The organism is Flavobacterium sp. (assembly GCF_046317795.1).
Taxonomy (GTDB): Bacteria; Bacteroidota; Bacteroidia; order Flavobacteriales; family Flavobacteriaceae; genus Flavobacterium.
Genome location: NZ_JBKCVI010000223.1, coordinates 1 through 17,286, shown reverse-complemented (window position 1 = coordinate 17,286; position 17,286 = coordinate 1). Strand labels below are relative to the sequence as shown.

13 protein-coding genes are annotated in these 17,286 nt (G+C 35.7%); 4 read left to right on the top strand and 9 right to left on the bottom strand.

Annotated features, from left to right (window positions below; translation table 11 throughout):
* The 8 genes from ACK5ON_RS13105 to ACK5ON_RS13070 all read right to left on the bottom strand — a co-directional run.
* The coding region (locus ACK5ON_RS13105) for a nitrilase-related carbon-nitrogen hydrolase (RefSeq protein WP_409823303.1) at window positions 1-535 on the bottom strand (535 nt) is incomplete at its 3' end.
* 30 nt (window positions 536-565) lie between these two features.
* The gene (locus ACK5ON_RS13100) at window positions 566-991 is read right to left on the bottom strand and encodes an acyl-CoA thioesterase (RefSeq protein ID WP_409823301.1); all 426 of its coding nucleotides are present in this window, start codon (window positions 989-991) and stop codon (window positions 566-568) included.
* Window positions 992-1,031: 40 nt separating this feature from the next.
* Window positions 1,032-2,621 carry an AMP-binding protein gene (locus ACK5ON_RS13095; protein ID WP_409823299.1) on the bottom strand — a complete coding sequence of 530 codons (1,590 nt, stop codon included), beginning with the start codon at window positions 2,619-2,621 and terminating at the stop codon, window positions 1,032-1,034.
* Between the two features lie 77 nt (window positions 2,622-2,698).
* Entirely contained in the window at window positions 2,699-5,047 is a 2,349-nt protein-coding gene (locus ACK5ON_RS13090; protein ID WP_409823297.1) for a bifunctional salicylyl-CoA 5-hydroxylase/oxidoreductase, read from the bottom strand.
* Window positions 5,048-5,192: 145 nt separating this feature from the next.
* On the bottom strand, window positions 5,193-5,804 hold the full coding sequence (locus ACK5ON_RS13085) for a flavin reductase family protein (RefSeq protein WP_396172944.1): 612 nt from the start codon (window positions 5,802-5,804) through the stop codon (window positions 5,193-5,195).
* A gap of 157 nt (window positions 5,805-5,961) precedes the next feature.
* On the bottom strand, window positions 5,962-6,915 hold the full coding sequence (locus ACK5ON_RS13080; protein WP_409823295.1) for a hypothetical protein: 954 nt from the start codon (window positions 6,913-6,915) through the stop codon (window positions 5,962-5,964).
* A 290-nt stretch (window positions 6,916-7,205) separates the two neighbouring features.
* Complete coding sequence (locus ACK5ON_RS13075; protein WP_409823292.1) at window positions 7,206-7,565, bottom strand: META domain-containing protein; 360 nt, start codon at window positions 7,563-7,565, stop codon at window positions 7,206-7,208.
* A 187-nt stretch (window positions 7,566-7,752) separates the two neighbouring features.
* Complete coding sequence (locus tag ACK5ON_RS13070) at window positions 7,753-8,874, bottom strand: helix-turn-helix domain-containing protein (RefSeq protein WP_409823290.1); 1,122 nt, start codon at window positions 8,872-8,874, stop codon at window positions 7,753-7,755.
* 275 nt (window positions 8,875-9,149) lie between these two features.
* Between ACK5ON_RS13070 and ACK5ON_RS13065 the strand changes: the two genes are divergently transcribed.
* The 4 genes from ACK5ON_RS13065 (at window position 9,150) to ACK5ON_RS13050 (ending at window position 14,381) form a co-directional block, all read left to right on the top strand.
* A complete protein-coding gene (locus ACK5ON_RS13065; RefSeq protein WP_409823288.1) occupies window positions 9,150-11,540 on the top strand; it encodes an arylsulfatase in 2,391 nt (796 codons plus the stop codon).
* Window positions 11,541-11,613: 73 nt separating this feature from the next.
* Entirely contained in the window at window positions 11,614-12,651 is a 1,038-nt protein-coding gene (locus ACK5ON_RS13060; protein ID WP_409823287.1) for an HAD family hydrolase, read from the top strand.
* Between the two features lie 65 nt (window positions 12,652-12,716).
* Window positions 12,717-13,538 carry a hypothetical protein gene (locus ACK5ON_RS13055; RefSeq protein ID WP_409823285.1) on the top strand — a complete coding sequence of 274 codons (822 nt, stop codon included), beginning with the start codon at window positions 12,717-12,719 and terminating at the stop codon, window positions 13,536-13,538.
* A gap of 54 nt (window positions 13,539-13,592) precedes the next feature.
* A complete protein-coding gene (locus ACK5ON_RS13050) occupies window positions 13,593-14,381 on the top strand; it encodes a DUF2490 domain-containing protein (RefSeq protein ID WP_409823283.1) in 789 nt (262 codons plus the stop codon).
* A 601-nt stretch (window positions 14,382-14,982) separates the two neighbouring features.
* On the opposite strand, the gene ACK5ON_RS13045 is transcribed toward ACK5ON_RS13050, so the two are convergent.
* Window positions 14,983-17,286 (bottom strand): arylsulfatase (locus tag ACK5ON_RS13045; protein ID WP_409823281.1); only part of this gene is annotated, 2,304 nt, incomplete at its 5' end.

Sequence of the window (17,286 nt, the reverse complement as noted above, 5' to 3'; positions counted from 1 at the left end):
GCGTTAATAATGTAAATCGCGCTAAGGTATTGGTATTTTCACCACATGCTAAAGTTCCAATCGGACCAATTTCTGTATCGTACACTTTTAAAGATGAGCCGTCACCAGATGTCCAAGTTAGTTTTTCAGCCCAGGTTGGGACTAACTTTCTGTGTTTGCCAATGAGTTTTCCTTGGTTGTCGATGATAAGATTGGTATTGTAAATTTCGCCATAACTATCACCACGTTCGTTAATTCCGATAACAATGTGAATGTTATTCTCTTTAGCGGCTTGAAATAATGGTTTTATTGCATCATCAGTAACAGCCACTGCATTTTTATACAATTGTTCATACCATTTACTGCCTTGTACGGGTGTCATAATCCAGTTCCAATAGGGGTAACCTGCTACGAAAACTTCTGGGAAAGCAATAAGTTGTGCGCCGTTTGCACTTGCTTCTTTCACAAACGAAATAGCTTTGGCTATTGTTTTTTCCACATCTAGAAAAATAGGTGAGGTTTGTACGGTTGCCGCTTTGAATTTTTTAAAGTCCATTTGGGAGAATTAAGATTGTAGTATTAAGTATTAAGACTGAATATAATTTAAAATTTTATTTTTCATTTCCTCATTGAACGCTTCGGTTTTGATGCTTTGTCGGTCTTCTAGAATGGCTACGTTTACTAGCGTTACTTCACCTTCGAGTACAGTTTTTTCTTGTTGGTTTATAAATTGAAATCCGCAGATGATGGAGGAGTTTTTAAGTTCTTTTACCCAAAGTGATTTAGTTAGAATTTCGCCTATTCTAGCTGCGTTTTTGAATTGTACTTTCAAATCCACTGTTGGAATACCATTCGTTTCATGCATTTTGGAGAAAGGTCTTTCTAGTGCTTCCTCGAACCAATCTTCTACCAAATCATTCAGCATTTCTAAAAATCGGGGATAGAACACTATTCCGGCGTAGTCGATGTGTTTGAAACGTATTTTTTCGGTCTTTGTAAAATAATTATTCATTCGTCTATTTTCTATGTTCTATTCTCTATTTTCTAAATCTCTATTTCAACTTAAATCGCTGAATTTTTCCAGTTTCTGTTTTAGGTAATGCTTCTATAAAATAAATCACTCTCGGATATTTATACGGCGCGGCTACTTCTTTGAACCAGTGCTGAATATGGTTTTTCATATTGTCGGTAGCTTTATGTTGTTCTTTTAAAACAATGTGGGCACAAACCAGCATGCCTCTTTCTTCATCTGGTAATCCTACTACGGCACATTCTAGTATTTCTTCATGGGTTAATAATACGCTTTCCACTTCAACCGCAGCAATATTATACCCCGAGGAAATAATCATATCATCGCCTCTTGCTACAAACCAAAAATAACCTTCTTCATCTTGGCGAAAAATATCACCAGTTAGGTTCCAGCCATATTCTACATATTCCTTTTGCTTGTCAATTCTATTCAAATATTTACATCCTGTAATGCCTCGAACGGCTAATCTTCCCGGCTCATTAGTGGCTACTTCATTTCCATTCTTATCGATAATCTTAGCTTCATATCCAGTGATGGCTTTTCCTGTGGCACCGGGTTTCATTGTAGCTTCATTAGACGATATAAAGATATGCAACATTTCGGTAGCACCAATACCATCAATTATTTTTAATCCAGTAGCGTTATACCAGTCTTCCCAAACTTTCAACGGAAGCGTTTCTCCAGCAGAGACACATTTGCGTAAGCTGGATATATCAAAATCATTCACTTTAGAAGTAATGACACGCCAAGCTGTTGGAGCGGTAAAGCAAATCGTGATTTTATATTCCTGAATAGCTTGCAACACGATTTCTGGCGATGGTTTTTCTAATAAAAATGAGGAAGCACCAAAATACATTGGAAACAAAACCAATCCGCCCAAACCAAAGGTAAACCCAATTGGTGGGCTTCCTGTAAAAATATCATTTGTTGTGGGTTGTAAAGAATATTTTGGAAAAGCTTCACAAATATTTAAAATGTCTTTATGAAAATGCGATGTCATTTTTGGTAATCCTGTAGTGCCTGAAGTGAAACCAATTAGAGCGATACTATCTGCTTTACTATGATAATTAGAAAATGTTTTAGGTTTGTTTTCCATCAATTTTTCTAATTGCGAATTGCCATAATAACAAATGGTTTTAAGATATTTTGAAGTAACCAAATGCATTTCATCTGCTAAATCATTATCACAAAAGGCATGACTAATCTCGGCACAATCAATTATTGTTGTTAATTCTTTGGAACGTAATAAAGGCATTGTAGCAACTACAATTCCGCCCACTTTTAAAATGGCAAACCAACAGGCCACCATCATAGGATTATTAGCCGAGCGTATCAAAACTCGATTACCTGATTTGATACCTAAATCATCTACTAAAACATGAGCAATTTGATTGGCTTTTTCAAATAAGTCTTCGTAAGTCCAAGTTTCTTCGAATGTTCTTAGACAAATACTATTCCCTAGACCTTCTTTAACGTGATTATCCAAAAGCCGTTCGACGCAGTTCAGTATTTCAGGTCTATTGAACTGTGGTAAATCTAAGAAAACATAGTCGGGTTGTGTGTCCTGACTAGGAAGATTATCGTGTGCAAAATTGTCTTCGTAGTGTTTCATTTTGAAATTCCAATAGTTGAAATTACAAATTCCAATTTTCTCTTTTTTTTTGGAATTTGGAATTTTATTTTTGTGATTTATAATTTATTGCTTTTGGGTTTCAATGCTTTTTTCATACTTTCCAGCTGCTTTCTTTCAGATGCTTTTAGCGGATATAAATGAGAGTTTCCGGCTTTGTACTGATTTGGAATAGTGTTATCTTCAAATTGTTCATAAGCGGCTGCATTTCTAACAAAGTTGGCATCCGCTATTAATGGTCGACCAAGCGCCACTAAATCAGCTCTTCCGTTTAGAATGATAGTGTTGATTTGGTCAATGTCTTGGATGTAACCTGTCGTAATCGTTGGGATATGAACTGTATTTCGAACTAAATCTGAGAATGGTGTTTGCCACATTCTGCCAATTTGAGGTTTTTGATAGCTTACAGTATTTCCTGTAGAAACATTGATGATATCGGCACCAGCAGTTGCAAAAGCGGTTGCAATGGTTATGACGTCATCTTCTGAAATGCCATTTTCAGCCCAATCTGATGCAGATATTCTAACTGACATTGGTTTTTCTTTTGGGAAAGCTTTTCTTATTTCAGTAAAGACGCGTAACGGAAATTTCAATCTGTTTTCGATGTTTCCACCAAACTCATCGGTTCTAATATTCGTCAATGGTGATAGAAAAGAAGCCAATAGAAATCCATGATGAGCTTGTAATTCAATCATATCAAAACCTGCTTTGTCTGCATTTTTAGTTGCTTCAACAAATTGAGATGTTACTAAATCCATATCGGCTGTTGTCATCGCTTTTGGTCCCGAAGTCACGGGATTTCCAACTTCATTAAACGGAATTGATGATGCCGAAAGTAATTCCCAGGGGTTGCCAGTAAAAGTATCTTCCCAAGGAATTTTTGAACCGCCTTTTCGTCCCGAATGTCCCAATTGAATTCCGATTTTAGTGGGAGAATTTTCATGAATGAAGTCAATGATTTTTTTCCAGTTAACTACTTGTTCGTCAGTATAAATACCCGCACAACCTAAAGTAATTCGTCCTGTTTCAGAAACAGCAGTCATTTCGGTAATAATCAATCCGACACCGCCAGTAGCTCGACTTCCGTAATGCACTAAATGCCAATCGTTAACCAATCCGTTTTCTGCAGAATATTGTCCCATAGGTGACATGACAATTCTGTTTTGGAGATCTAAATCTCGTAATCTAAAACTTGAAAAAGCAGCTGGCATCTCGACTGCGCTCGATGTGACCAATTGATTTTTGTTATTGCAATTGATATTGTTATTGCAATTGATATTGTCATTGAATTCTTCTAAAACTTTATCAGTAAACGATTGATCGCGTAATCGAAGGTTTTCATACGTTACTTTTTTGGAGCGAGTCATGCAACCGAAAGCAAACTGATAAAATGGATGTTGGTTGTTCCTATCCATATTTTCAAACCAATCGAGCGAAACCAAAGCGGCATGTTGAATCATCTCTACCGTGTTTCTGCGGGTTTTGTCGTATTGTTCAAAAGCAGCTTGAATATTTGTTGGATTTGCGATTAGGGCATCTGAAAGACCAATTGCAGAATCCATAGCCAATTTGGTTCCCGAACCAATAGAATAATGAGCCGTAGCTTTGGCATCTCCTAATAAAACAATATTCTTGTGGTACCATTTTTCATTGGTCACATGCGGAAATTGACGCCAGTGTGATTTGTTTGAAATTAAAGGATGACCATCTAATTCTTCCTTAAAAATTTCGGATATTTTAGTAATGGTATCCGTTTCATTGGTGATTGCAAAGCCATGTTTTTGCCAGGTTGCATCGCTACATTCAAATATCCAAGTACTCATTCCAGTTTCGTATTGATACGTGTGAGCGACTATTAGCCCATGTGGTGTATTTCTGAAAAAATAGGTAAAAGCGTCTAAAGGTTTTGTTGACCCTAGCCAGACAAAGCGATTTTTCTTTAATGCTATTTTGGTTCCAAATTCTTTTTGATATTGAGTTCGTATTCCGCTGGCAATTCCATCAGACGCTATGATAATGTCTGCGTTTTGATATTGACTTACATCGTCTATATTTTGTTCAAAGTGGAGGTTGACACCTTCTTCTATGCAGCGTTTTTGAAGTAATTGTAATAAAGTTTTTCGGGAACATCCACAGAAACCATTACCGGCTATGTTTACTGTTTGTCCGTCACGAGCAATGATAATATCATCCCAATAGGCAAAATTACTCCGAATTAATTCATAAGATTTTAAATCCCTTGAAAGAAATTCGCCCAAAGTTTCATCGGAAAACACAACACCAAAACCAAAACTATCATCAGGTTTATTACGTTCATAAACATCGATTTGGCAATGAGGCATTGCTTTTTTGGTAAGTATCGAAAAGTAAAGTCCACCAGGACCGCCACCTATTACTGCTATTTTCATAATTTTATGGAACGCGGATAAAACGTATGCTTTGCAACGCGAATTATCGCTGATTTTTATATATCTTTATTTTTACTTTTGGAACACAGATTAAAGAAATTTGAATAAATTTAAAAATCTGTCTAATTTCTTAAATCTTTGATCTTTAATCAATTATTCTCTTTATTGAAATCAATTCTCCTATTTTAGCATAATTAGAACCCGCCAAACGTGCAATGGGTTTGTAACTTTCCATGTTTATTTTAAAATTATCTAGTAAAACAGAATCGTCAAAATGCATCATTATTATTCGACCAATAAGGACACAAGCTCCACCATTTTTATGTTCCTCTAGAAAATAATGATGGACTAATTCACATTCAAAATTTATGGGACTCTCCTTAACTCGCATTGGTTTTATTTTTTCGGAGGCAATTGGCGTTACACCCGCTAATTCAAATTCGTCAACATCATAAGAAACTGCTTTTGCTGTAATATTCATTTGTTCAACCAATTCTTCAGTAACCATATTGACCACAAATTGTTTGGTTGCCAAAACATTAATAAGAGTGTCTTTTTGTTTATGATTACCTATTCCGGTTGAAAACATGAGATGTGGAGGATCATCGCCGACGGCATTGAAATAGGAAAAGGGCGCCAAATTATTAATTCCGTCCTCGCTGATACTAGAAACCCAACCAATTGGTCTTGGAATGATGGATCCAGTTAATAATTTATAAACAGAAAAATAATCTAAATCGTTTGTATCAAATTGCATGGTGTTGTTAGTTTACAACAAAAGTAACGCAATTTTTTTATTTTTTTATTGTAACGTTCCTATAGATTTTATCCAATTTATAGTTCTAATTTAAAGATTATAAGGAGTAAATTCATGTAAAAATAATTTCAACACTTTAACTGAAACTAGAAAATGATTATTGCCATTTTTTGTTGCCAAAAGTATAAGCTGCTCTTAGTGAAAAACCATTGTTTCCCCATTCCACTTTTGCATAAGCTAAATCTCCAGTTCTATCAACAGTGGTGTTTAAGCTATTAAAAGCTCCTGTAATATTAAAATGTTTTGATAATTTGTAAGTAGCAGAAATATTGTAACTCACAACTTGTCCTTTAATATTATCAATGGTTACAGCAAAATAATCAAATTCAGCATTTAGTGCAAATCTTTCCGAAAAAGCATAACCACCCCAAATTCCAAAATCAGGTAATGGAGCAGTGACACCAAAATTATCCACTGCTGCATTAATATTAGCGCCTTTTATTCCAATCCCTGCTTCCATATTAATGATATGGGTACCAATTGATAAACCAACTTCATATTTTGGTTTACTCAAAATAGCATAACCATAGGAAAAACGATAAACCGCTGCATTGAAATAGGAGTAGATATCGGCTCCAACATTATAAGTGTTATCTCCAAATTCGAATGTTTTTTGTAATTTATAATTTGTGTCTCTTCTTAAATTGTAATAACTTAACATAAATCTAGAACGACTAGTAGAGCGCCATTGAAAATCTGCAAAAACAGAAGAAGAATACGAGTCGTAACCTAGATCGTTTTCAAAATCGATAGTAGTTCCTATTTCACCTGAGGTACTGTTTAACTGAATATCCGTATTGTTGTTTCCTCCATAAAATCCTAAAGAAATTCTATATCTATCAACAAACCAAGGGACATCTCTCATGGCTTTGGCTTTTGTACTATCTTGATTTTTAAGGGTATTTAAAATATAATTTTCAGTTTCAAATTGGGATTGATTGCTAGCTATATTTTCGTTATCCGAAAAAGGGAGTGTTCTTTTCGCATCTTGTCCAAAAGCAATAATTCCAATAAGCAATAATGTAATTGTAAGTGTAAAGTTGAGTTTCATTTTGTTTACTATTAATAGTTGTTGTGTGGTTAAATTTAAGAATAAACATTAGCAATATAATCTTAAAAAAAGGTAAAGTTACTATTTGTGTTATAATCTTGTAACATTTTTTTATTTTTTTTAATTGTATTTCGTTAAAACATATTTTTCAGCCAATGCTCCAGTAATGATTTTTCCTTTCATATCGAGTTGTATCAACTTGTTTTTACCCATTTTATATTGGTTGGGTTTTCCTTTAAAATCATAATAATGATTGTTGTTCCTGTTTTATTCCAAGTAAAAGTTTCTCATTAGTCTATGCCATTTTTGGAATTATGATTATACGTTGTAATTTTTTCAAAGCGCATCATAGCAATATCGCCCATAATAAAATTCAATATTTTTCCGTCTTCTAGAATACTATAGGTATTGATTTTACCTAAAGTCGACATAAAAACTTGTTCGCCTTGACCTTGACATGCCATCATGGAAGCGATCATTTTGGAGTCTTTAAAGTTGATTTGGCTTCTTTTCACAATAAGATTTCCCGAATAATCATTGCAACTATTGTTTCCCGAAACTCGGTTTTCTTTTAAATCAAAAGTAATGGTTGGCTTGTTTTCGGGATACAAACCATCAAAAGCTATTCTTGGTACTGTGATGTAATTCAATTGCCATATTACTTCAAGAATCTTAGAAGAACTAGTTTGGGGCGCTTTAAAAATAGTGGTTTTTTATTTCTTTCAAACCCAAAAAGCGTTTGAACTCTTTCAGTGTTGATGACCTCACTGTAATGAAAAGTAAAATTCAATTTTAGGAAAAATAAATTACAAACAAAAAAATCAAACTATAATTATCTTACAGTTGGTTTAAACGAGCATATTCTTTTGGCAAAACACCAACTTGTTTTTTAAAAGAATTGTAAAAAGCTGACTTTGAATGAAATCCTGATTTTTGCGCAATTGCATCAATGGTAATGTTTTTTAAAGAAGGAGAGGTAAGCATTTTTTTTGCCTCTTCGATACGGTATGAATTGATATAGTCATTAAAATTCATACTCACTTTTTCATTGACAATTTGGGATAGTTCTTGTTTCGTAATCGAAAGGTCTGAGGCAACTTGCTGCAAAGATAGTTTGGTTTCTAAATATGGCTTGGTTTCTAATTTCATATATGCTTCTAACTTTTCAAGAATTTCATTTTTAAAACCATCGTCAAGGTTGGAATTTGCATATTTTTCAATTTGGTTTTTTTCTACATAATTGTATCCATACAAAAGTCTAGGAGAAAAAAACAATCCTAATACAATCAAATACAGAAATACTGTTACCATTGTAACGGCAAAGCAATAGGGGTCTTTAAACAATGATAAGCCAGTCAGATGGTCAATAAATAATCCTGTTAATAGCAAAAATTGACATAAAAAATAAAAATTGAGCCAATAAAAAAGTTCTTTGTTTTGAGGTTGTGGTTGCTTGGTAAATAGGTTGTATTTTTTTGCTAAATATAATTGGGCAATAAAGTATACAATCCCACTAATAGTTTTTATTAAATATTGTATTGGAATTACAATACTTCCACTTGACTTGAAAGTTTCATAATAAAGTAGTTTATATTGCGTACTTTCTATATAAAATGGAAAATACCAAATTGCATTAAGTAAGAATGGAAGTAAGTGAAGTAGATGAATTTTTTTAAATTTAAATTTAGCATTTAAACAGGATGCAGCATAGAAATAGGTTGCAGGTCCAAATAGGAGATGAATAGGACTTTCAACACGAAGTAAGTGTATGTAGTTTTGAATTTTCCCAGAGAAATTAAGCGCTCCAAGAATAATCATTAAGGATGTAACTAATATAACAGCCGCCATGCTAATCTTTACAGTCTTTTTTCCTGAAAAAGAGAAAAGCACTGAAATAGCTAAAATAATACCCAAAGCACCACCAAAAAAAGCAAATAACTCCAAAAAGCTAAAATTCATAAACTTAAATTTACCACCCTAAAAGTAATCGTTTTTTTTATTTTACAAACTTTTTTGTTCTGAATCATAATTTGACACTTATTTTATTGAAAATCACTTATGGTTTTAAAATTTGATATTCAATTAGTTATGTTGTATATTCGTTCTTTTTAAGGTTTTTATGGAAATTTGATTTAGATAGATTAAATCAACATCTTTACTATTTATTTATATTTGATTTGATATCTAATGTGTCGTATTCCTATTTTCAAACTTAAAATCAAATAATGTAAATTATGAATGCAAAATTTAAAATTTTACTCCTTGCAGTAACTGTAATGCTATCTTTTAATAGCCAAGCTCAAACACCCGCTTTTAAAGGCGATATTAAACTAGATGTCCGAGATTCTAAACCCGATTGGGCACCTTTTGTTCGTAAAAAAGCACCAGAAGGTTCACCAAACATTTTATTCATACTATATGATGACACTGGTTTAGCGGCATGGTCGCCTTATGGAGGAAGAATCAACATGCCTACCATGGATAAACTTGCTGCCGATGGTTTGACCTATACCCAATGGCAAACTGTGGCGCTGTGTTCACCAACGCGTTCTTGTATCAATACAGGTCGTAACCATAATCTTAATGGAATGGGCGTTATTACCGAAGGTGCCAATGGATTCCCAGGATTCAGTTGCCAACTTCCTGCACAAGCCGCTACTATGGCACAGATATTAAATGATAATGGTTGGAGTACTTTTTGGTTAGGAAAAAATCACAACGTTCCTGAAACCGACTTATCAGCAGGAGCTAACAAGAGCCAATGGCCATTGCAACAAGGGTATGACCGTTTTTATGGATTTATTGGAGGAGAAACCAACCAGTTTTATCCAGACTTAACAGAAGACAATCATGCTATCGAAGCTCCATATGGTCCAGAAAAAGGATATCATTTGTCTAAAGATTTAGCAGACCAAGCCATCAAAATGATTGGAGATCAAAAATCGGCAAATCCTTCGAAACCTTGGTTTATGTGGTACTGTCCTGGAGCCAATCATGCACCACATCAAGCGCCAGCAGATTACATCGCTAAATACAAAGGCAAATTTGATGATGGGTATGATGCCTACCGCAAATGGGTAATGCCTAGAATGATAGAAAAAGGAATTTTACCAAAAGGTACTACACTAACTGAATGGAACCCAATGCCAGCAACTATGGCAAACCCAGCCGACGCTGTACGTCCATGGAATACATTAAGCGCCGATGAAAAGAAATTGTTCTCTCGTTTGTGCGAAGTGTATGCTGCTTTCTCCGAATATACCGATGTACAGATTGGTCGTATCATTGATTATTTGAAAAAAACAGGTCAATACGAAAACACTGTTATTATGTATGCATCCGATAACGGAGCTTCTGGAGAAGGAACACCAAATGGTTCTGTAAATGAAAATAAATTCTTCAACGGTTTCCCTGATGATTTAGCCGAAAACATGAAATTGATTGATGAGTTGGGCGGACCAAACACCTATGAGCATTACCCAACTGGATGGGCAGCCGCTTTATCGACTCCTTTCAAAATGTTCAAACGCTATTCTAACTATGCTGGTGGAACCGATTGTCCATTAACAATCACTTGGCCAAAAGGAATTAAAGCCCGAGGCGAAGTGCGTAATCAATACCATCATGCGGTTGATATTGTGCCAACTATTCTAGAAATCTGTGGACTAGAAATGCCAAAAGTGTATAGAGGTGTAGAACAATATCCTTTATCTGGAGTTTCTATGAAATACAGCTTTGACGCCAAACCAAACGACCCATCACAAAAACATGTACAATATTTCTCTATGCTTGGTACTCGCGCTATTTGGCAAGACGGTTGGAAAGCCGTTGCCGTGCATGCACCTTTAACCGATAAAGGTAAATTTGATCAGGATAAATGGGAATTGTATCACGTAGATGTAGATCGTTCTGAATCTAAAGATTTAGCCAAACAATATCCTGAAAAATTAGAAGCGATGAAGGCATTATGGTTGGAAGAAGCAAAGAAAAACAATGCTCTACCTTTAGATGACCGCACTACTATGCAAATTATTACATTACCACGTCCAACTGAGGAAGTAGAAAAAGATAGTTATACGTATTATCCTCATACCAGTCAAGTTCCAGAGGCGGTTGCTGTTAGTGTTAGAGGTAAATCGTTCAAGATTATTGCTAATGTTGAAATTAAAGCGGATGCAAAAGGGGTAATTTTTGCTCATGGTTCTCGTTTTGGTGGTCATAGCTTGTTTATCAAAGACCATAAATTGTATTATGTGTATAATTTCCTTGGAATAACGGAGCAACAACTAGTTTCAACCGAAATACTGAAACCAGGTAAATACACTTTTGGTGTTGAATTTACCAAAGAAAAAGCAGGAGCACACGGAGAATCAATGGGTACAGCCAAATTGTATATCAATGACAAACAAGTGGCCACGGGAGCAATGACCGCACAAGTTGGTAAGTTTACTCTTGTAGGTGATGGACTTTGTGTAGGATTTGATAGCGGTGACCCCGTGAGCAAACAATATGCCTCACCAGGTGAATTTGAAGGTGGCGAAATTAGTTTTGTTACTGTTAATACTGGAAAAGAAAAATATCTTGATTTAGAAAGAGAAGCGGCAAGAGCATTTAGTAAAGAATAAACTTTATTAATAATAAAAAATAGACCAACGGTCATCATTGTGATGACCGTTGGTTTATTGTAGAATATTTGATATGAAACAGCAATATAAATATAGAATCTTGTTATTGGTTTTGATGACAATTTTTACTTTTAGTTGTACGCAGTCTACAACAAAAAATGAAATTGCAAAACAGGAAACAGAAGTTAAAAATGATCCTCTACCATCTTGGAATGAAGGTTCTTCTAAAAAAGCCATGATAGATTTTGTCACTAAAACCACTAATGAAGAAGGCGCAGACTTTGTTCCTGTCGCTGATCGCATTGCCTGTTTTGATAACGATGGTACGCTGTGGAGTGAACAACCTATGTATTTTCAAATGGCATTTGCTTTAGATCAAATAAAAGTATTGGCACCGCAACATCTAGAATGGAAAACAAAACAACCTTTTAAAGCAGTATTAGAGGGCGATATGAAAACAATAATGGCTGGTGGTGAAAAATCGTTAGCGGAACTAATGATGGCTACTCATGCCGGAATGACAACGGAAGCATTTGATGCTTCAGTGAAACAATGGATAAAAACGGCAATACACCCTAAAACGGGAAAACACTATAACGAAATGACATTTCTTCCTATGGTGGAATTATTAAATTATCTTCGCTCCAATGGCTATAAAACTTTTATTGTTTCAGGAGGTGGAATAGATTTTATGCGTGCTTGGGCAGAAGATGCTTATGGAATTCCGCCTTATCAAGTAATAGGCAGTTCTGGGGAATATGAATACGAAGTAAAAGAAGGTAAAGGAGAATTAATGAAAATAGCAGAGCTAAACTTCAATGATGATAAAGAAGGAAAACCAGTTGGCATTATCCGCAATATTGGAAAGCGACCAGTATTTACAGTAGGAAACTCTGATGGTGATTATGCTATGATGCAATATACATCAACAGGTACCGGACCTAGATTTGGAATGATTATTCATCATACAGATTCGATTCGAGAAGTCGCATACGACCGTGATTCACCAATTGGGAAACTTAATAAAGGATTAGATGATGCAACAAAATACAATTGGTTGATAGTAGATATGAAAAAGGATTGGAAAAAGATTTATTCTTTTGAGAAGTAATAATTTAATCAACCTTTGACAATTATTACGCATTTATTCTATTAACAAACTAAAATATTTTAAAAATGAATTTCAACAATTTCAGAAAACAGTTATTACTATTATTTTTCGCATTTTTCCTCTCAATAGGAAATGTTACTGCGCAAGACAAACCAGCGCAAACTGCAGAAGAATTAGCTAAAAAATTGGCCAATCCTATTGCCTCTCTTATCAGTGTGCCGTTTCAAAACAATACCGATGTTGGTATTGGTGCATTTAATGGTTCCAGAAATACAACAAATTTTCAACCGGTAATTCCGATTTCCATTTCTGAAAAATGGAATATGATTAGTCGTGTGGTACTTCCTATTGTCACACAACATGATATCACAGCGCCGGGTGTGCAACAAACTGGCTTGAGTGATGCTTTAGTGAGCGCTTTTTTCTCTCCAGCCGAAGCCAAAAACGGATTGACTTGGGGCGTTGGGCCAGCCATTTTGGTGCCAACCGCAACAGATAAATTTTTGGGAACTGAAAAACTAGGTGTTGGACCAACAGCAGTTGTTTTGAAACAAAAAAATGGTTGGACGTATGGAGCATTGGTAAACCAAATATGGTCGATTGCGGGCAATGAAGACCGAGCAGATGTGAATCAAATGTTTGTGCAGCCCTTCTTTGTTTACAATTGGAAAAGCGGCGCAGGAGTAGGAGGAAATTTTGAAATCACCCAAAACTGGGAAGGAAAAACTACAGCAGTTTTCTTTAACCCAACGATAAGCGGTATTACAAAATTGGGCTCACAAATGATACAGTTAGCCGTTGGACCAAGAATTCCTGTAGCAATGCCCGAGAGTGGCCGACCCGATTTTGGAATAAGAGCGGTTTTAAGTTTTGTGTTTCCGAAGTAATTGGTTTAATATTGTTAGACCATTAATTAGAAAATATATCCAAATAAAGTAAGCATGATTAAAAAATGTCTCTCAATAGAATATAAAAAAAGTTTGCGCCTTGGTATAGCTATTATGCTGATTGCCATTTTTCTTTTGAATTCTAAATCCGTATCTGCTCAAGAGGCAATAGATAACGAATACCGTCTCATCGTAGTTCCTACGTATCCCATAAGTGAAAAGTTTTACCTTACTACTTATTTCGGATATGTTAACAATATGGATAGTAAAATTATCTCAACCTATATTGGACTCCCAGGTCTGCTTGTTTATAAGCCAAAAACAAATTTCCAACTTCAAGCAGGTTGTTTTCTGATACTCAATAATGACAAATCCGAAATCAATAAGGACAGTAAAGAAATCCGATACGTATTAGGCGAAAAGATCAATCTCCCAAACACGAATGACCTCCGTATTTATAACTGGACACGCTATGAATTGCGTAGTTTTAATTATGAAAACAATGACTTAAACAAAACCAATAACAGAATCCGAAGTAGGTTTGGTATCGAATTTCCAGTTGGGAAAAATCCGTGGCAAGCCAATTCTTGGTATGGTATTACCGATTTTGAGTGTTTTTACACTTTTGAAAAAGGATATATGGAGCGTTTTAGACAACGATTTGGTGTAGGATATATAATAGACAAACAATGGACATTGAACTTTGTGTACCATATACAATTAGATAGAGCAAATAAAGACATGAATCCCGATTGGACAACAAACATTTTCAGATTGGATGTGCGATGGAATATTCCTCATAAAGTACACCAGCCATTACCTGATGCACCAGATACGGATTAATCGAAAATCAATAAAGAACAGCAAATTTTTATGTCTTTTATATTGAGGAGCTTTCTATAAATAGTTTGATGCCCGATTGCTAGGATTTTCAACCGAGCGAGGTGAGTTAATTCCAATCAGTAGCATTCCAGACGAAGTGATTGACTTTGTCGAATTTTATTTCGCTCGGGAATTGTCATTCTCCCAATACTTCGGGAAAGGTGAGAATTCATTTTATCACCCATTTTGTCATTCTCCCGATACTTCGGGAAAGGCGAAGTCTCATTAGTTACTCATGTGATGCGATTTCTCCCGTTGGTCGAAATGACTGTCTATTATAGTTAACAGCATTGCAAATGCTACCATTTTTGCTCTAATTTAAGCAGGTACTCGTCACAGACGAGCACTAGTTGGGTTTAAACATTGATAAATAGCTTTTATATCAGGTCGATTGACAAAGTTACTAAAAAGATAAAGATATGTTCAAAATTTATAAATAAGTCATTTATATAGACATTTATAAAGTAATTTAAATATCATTTTTTTTAAATAACGTTTGAACTACATTTATAAAACAAAAAAAAGGCGTAATAACGCCCTTTTTATAGTATGAATTAAATTATCACTTTTTAACTGGTTTGGTTTCTACAGTTACTGATTTAATTTTACCTGTAAATTTTTCATTTTTCTTATAATCAGGATTCACCGGTGTGTTTTCATCCGTGCCTACATCTGCAGATTCATCGATACCAAAAGTATTGGAGTTTGTTTTGGCAATTTTTCCCTCTCCAATTTTGGTTCCATCCATTGAAATAGTTGCTATTCCGCCCGCTCCTCTACCACCATCATATGCAAAATCCATTTTGATTACATGTTTGCCTGCGGGAACTTTTTGCGAGGCAGTTACAGAAAACATTTCAAGTCCTACCCAATTGTAAAAATAGGTTGGAACTCCATCTTTCATGTAAAAAGACCAACCGCCAAAATCACCACCTTGGCAAATGATGACTCCATTAGCATTGGCTGGAACCTCTACATCTGCTGTAATTGAAAGTGAAGTGTTTTTCACATTGATAAATGCATTTTCAGGGATTCCTTTCGCACCCTCGTACAAGGTAAGTTTGGTTTTTCCATTCATCAAATCTGGCCGGCCGGCAATTTTTGCATCAAATCGTTCGATGGTGCGGTCATCAATAGGCAGCACATTATATTTTACCGCCTCTTCCATAAATTTCTTTTTAAGTTCATCAAGCTTCTTCGGATTTTTATCGGCAAGGTTATTGGCCTGACTAAAATCTTCATTCACGTTATACAATTCCCAAACATCTTCAGTCAGGGGTCTTCTAGGGCTTGCTTCCCAAGGCGCTTTGTGAATGGTGCCGGCAAACCAGCCATCCTGGTATATCGCACGGTTACCTGCCATTTCAAAATATTGCGTTGTGCGGGTATCGGGTGCAGCGGCGTTGTTAAAGGTGTACATCATGCTAACCCCTTCCATTGGTCGCTGCTCAATGCCATTTACTATACTAGGAGAAGGTATTCCAACTGCAGCATATATTGTAGGAGCTACATCTACCACATGGTGGAATTGCGAACGAACCTCTTTTTTTGATTTGATGCCTGCTGGCCAGTGTAGCACCAAGCCATTTCTAGTTCCTCCAAAATTGGAAGCAACTTGTTTGGTCCAAGTAAAAGGAGTATTTCCTGCTACTGCCCATCCTGCTGCAAAGTGATTGTATGCCTTTTCAGACCCTAATTCATCAATCACATTTAATTGCATTTCTAAGGTTTCTTGTACTCCATTGAAATAAGTGTTTTCATTATACATACCAATCATTCCTCCTTCAGCACTGGAACCATTATCTCCTACCAAATAGAAAAAGATAGTGTTTTCCAATTCTCCGCGTTCTTCCAAAGCTGCAACTAAGCGACCAACTTGTTCATCAGTATGTTCTGCAAATCCGGCAAATACCTCCATCTGTTTTTCAAAAAGTCGCTTTTCATCAGCAGTAAGTTTGTTCCAGTCTTTTATAACTTCTGGTTTTGGAGCTAGAACAGTATTTTTAGGAACAACACCCAATGCTTTTTGTCTAGCCAAGGTTTCCTCTCGCAGCTTATCCCATCCTTGTGAAAACTTTCCTTTATATTTGTCAACATATTCTTTTGGAGCATGATGTGGAGCATGGGTTGCGCCTGTAGCAAAATACATATAAAAAGGTTTTTCAGGAGTTAACGATTGTTGGGTATTCATCCATGCAATTGCCTGGTCGGTCATATCGTTTGTAAAATGATAATTTGGATCTTCTACGTTAGGATAAACACGAGTTGTTCCGTCATAAACCATAGGGTGATATTGGTTTGTTTCACCACCAATAAAACCATAAAACTTATCAAACCCAGAACCTGTAGGCCAACGATCATAGGGACCTGAAACGGAACCTTCCCAAGGTGGTGTTTCGTGATATTTACCAAAAGCGGCAGTGCTGTATCCATTCAAACGCAATACTTCAGCAATTGGAGTAATGGTTTGTGGTCTTACACCTGTGTTTCCTGGAAATGCAGTTGCTACTTCCATAATTGCTCCAGCGTTATTAGAATGGTGGTTATAACCAGTAAGTATCGCTGTGCGTGTAGGTGAACACAATGCTGTAGTATGGAATCGATTGTACTTTAATCCATTTGCTGATAACTTCTCTAAAGTTGGCATATTGATAGGTCCACCAAACGCACTAGAATGGCCATAACCTATATCATCTAATAAAACGATTACTACATTGGGTGCTTTTTCTGGTGCTTTTACCTGAAATCGGGCAGGAGCTTTTGCTTTTCGAGCATCTAACTCTGTAATTGCTTGATAAACTGGCTCTTTGATTGGAAGCACTGAGCGATCCAAATTATCAGAACTTCCCTTAGTTTGGTTATTCTG

Excerpts from the sequence above, each read along its gene's own strand:
- ACK5ON_RS13055 (WP_409823285.1), top strand. The coding sequence starts at position 12,717 with ATGAATTTCAACAATTTCAGAAAACAGTTATTACTATTATTTTTCGCA.
- ACK5ON_RS13050 (WP_409823283.1), top strand. The coding sequence starts at position 13,593 with ATGATTAAAAAATGTCTCTCAATAGAATATAAAAAAAGTTTGCGCCTT.
- ACK5ON_RS13080 (WP_409823295.1), bottom strand. The coding sequence starts at position 6,915 with ATGAAACTCAACTTTACACTTACAATTACATTATTGCTTATTGGAATT.
- ACK5ON_RS13070 (WP_409823290.1), bottom strand. The coding sequence starts at position 8,874 with ATGAATTTTAGCTTTTTGGAGTTATTTGCTTTTTTTGGTGGTGCTTTG.
- ACK5ON_RS13090 (WP_409823297.1), bottom strand. The coding sequence starts at position 5,047 with ATGAAAATAGCAGTAATAGGTGGCGGTCCTGGTGGACTTTACTTTTCG.
- ACK5ON_RS13095 (WP_409823299.1), bottom strand. The coding sequence starts at position 2,621 with ATGAAACACTACGAAGACAATTTTGCACACGATAATCTTCCTAGTCAG.
- ACK5ON_RS13060 (WP_409823287.1), top strand. The coding sequence starts at position 11,614 with ATGAAACAGCAATATAAATATAGAATCTTGTTATTGGTTTTGATGACA.
- ACK5ON_RS13085 (WP_396172944.1), bottom strand. The coding sequence starts at position 5,804 with ATGCAATTTGATACAAACGATTTAGATTATTTTTCTGTTTATAAATTA.
- ACK5ON_RS13065 (WP_409823288.1), top strand. The coding sequence starts at position 9,150 with ATGAATGCAAAATTTAAAATTTTACTCCTTGCAGTAACTGTAATGCTA.
- ACK5ON_RS13100 (WP_409823301.1), bottom strand. The coding sequence starts at position 991 with ATGAATAATTATTTTACAAAGACCGAAAAAATACGTTTCAAACACATC.